Raw genomic sequence first — 1660 nt, 5'->3', positions numbered from 1 at the left:
GTCCCAGACATTTTCCAGCAGCATGGTGCGCGTCACCACCTGGCCGGCATGGCGCATCAGATATTCCAGCAGGCGGAACTCGCGCGGCTGCAGCGTGATTTCGCGCGCCGCGCGTCGCACCGAATGAGAGAGCCTGTCGAGCTCGAGATCGCCGACCCGGTAGAGGGTTTCGGCTTCCCTGGCGCTGGCGCGCCGGTTCAGCACCTCGACCCGGGCCAGAAGCTCGGAAAAGGCATAGGGCTTGGTCAGATAGTCGTCGCCACCGGCGCGCAAGCCGGTGACCCGGTCGTCGACTTCGCCGAGCGCCGACAGGATCAGCACCGGCGTCGTGTTGCCCCTGGATCTCAGACCGGCGATGACCGACAGGCCGTCGCGGCGCGGCAGCATGCGGTCGACGACCATCACGTCATAGTCGCCGGAGTCAGCGAGCGCGAAGCCGGTTTCGCCGTCGCCGGCGACATGCGCGGTGTGTCCGGCCTCGGTAAAGGCTTTCTGGAGGTAATCGGCCGCTTCGCGATCGTCTTCTATGACGAGAATCTTCATGGGACCGTTATACGCGATTTCGCTGGAAGATTGAGTGGCCGGCATATGTATCGTGGCCTTCATCAGGGCGTTTCGCGAACAAAGTGATTCAAGGATACGCAGTAAGTCTTTGTTTTGGAATGTCGCTGACGCCGAGCCGCCGGCACCCCCGGATCAAGCCCGAGGCGGGCTTTTGGGCGACCTGCTTTGTTGTTTGACATGCCGTCAAACTTTGTTCGAGCGGCAGCGGGCTTCCATCGCCCGCTGCCGCTGGGGCGGAACACGATGACTGACTAACTAATGTATTCAAGCCCCGTGCTTTCCCGTGCGGCGGCTCGGGGGTGTTTGAAACCGCCGCACCGGAAAAGTTTGGACGTCAGCCCTTGGCGACAGGCAGCGCGACGAAGCGGTTGCTATCGTCGCGGGTGATCTGCATCAGCACCGCCTTGCGGCCCGACTTCACCGCATCGGCCATGGCCTTGGCGACGTCGTCGGTGCCATTGACCTCCGTCGAATTGACCGAGGTGATGACGTCGCCGGGCTGGATGCCGCGATCGGCGGCATCGCTGTCGGGATCGACATCGGTTACCACAAGCCCTTTGCCATCGTCGGACCCGCTGACGGTGAGACCGAGATCGGCCAGCGTATCGGCCTTTGCCGGGGCGGAAGGCTGCTGGTCGGCCGAAGCCTGCTTGTCGCTCGAAGGCAACGTGCCGAGATCGACCTTGACGGTCTCACTCCTGCCGTCACGCCACAGCGTGACGTCGACGGGCTTGCCGGGCTGGTAGGCGCCGATCAGACGGGCGAGTTCCTTCGGCGAAGCGACGTCCTTGCCGTCCACCTGAGTGATGACGTCACCGGCGGTGATGCCGGCCTTCTTGCCGGGACCATCCTCTTGCGCGCTGGAAACGAGCGCACCCTTATCGGACTTCAGCCCGAGCGATTCGGCGATTTCTGAGGTGACCGGCTGGATCTCGACGCCAAGCCAGCCGCGCTGGACGGTGCCGTCCTTCATCAGATCCTGCACGACCTGTTTGGCCGTCGAGGCGGGAATGTCGAAGGCAATGCCCACGCTGCCGCCGGACGGCGAGAAGATCGCGGTGTTGATGCCGACAACCTGACCGTTGAGGTTGAAGGT

Annotated in this window: 2 protein-coding genes; both read right to left on the bottom strand. The window is 63.6% G+C overall.

What is annotated here, in order from left to right; genetic code table 11:
• Positions 1 to 543 (bottom strand): response regulator transcription factor (locus EOA85_RS34760; protein WP_164760109.1); only part of this gene is annotated, 543 nt, incomplete at its 3' end.
• Positions 544 to 898: 355 nt separating this feature from the next.
• Positions 899 to 1660, bottom strand: a 762-nt coding sequence (locus tag EOA85_RS34755) for a PDZ domain-containing protein (RefSeq protein WP_127212690.1), incomplete at its 5' end; no start/stop codon positions are given.

The organism is Mesorhizobium sp. M5C.F.Ca.IN.020.29.1.1, from assembly GCF_003997375.1.
GTDB classification, from domain to species: Bacteria; Pseudomonadota; Alphaproteobacteria; order Rhizobiales; family Rhizobiaceae; genus Mesorhizobium; species Mesorhizobium wenxiniae.
This window is presented reverse-complemented; position numbering and strand designations above follow the sequence as displayed.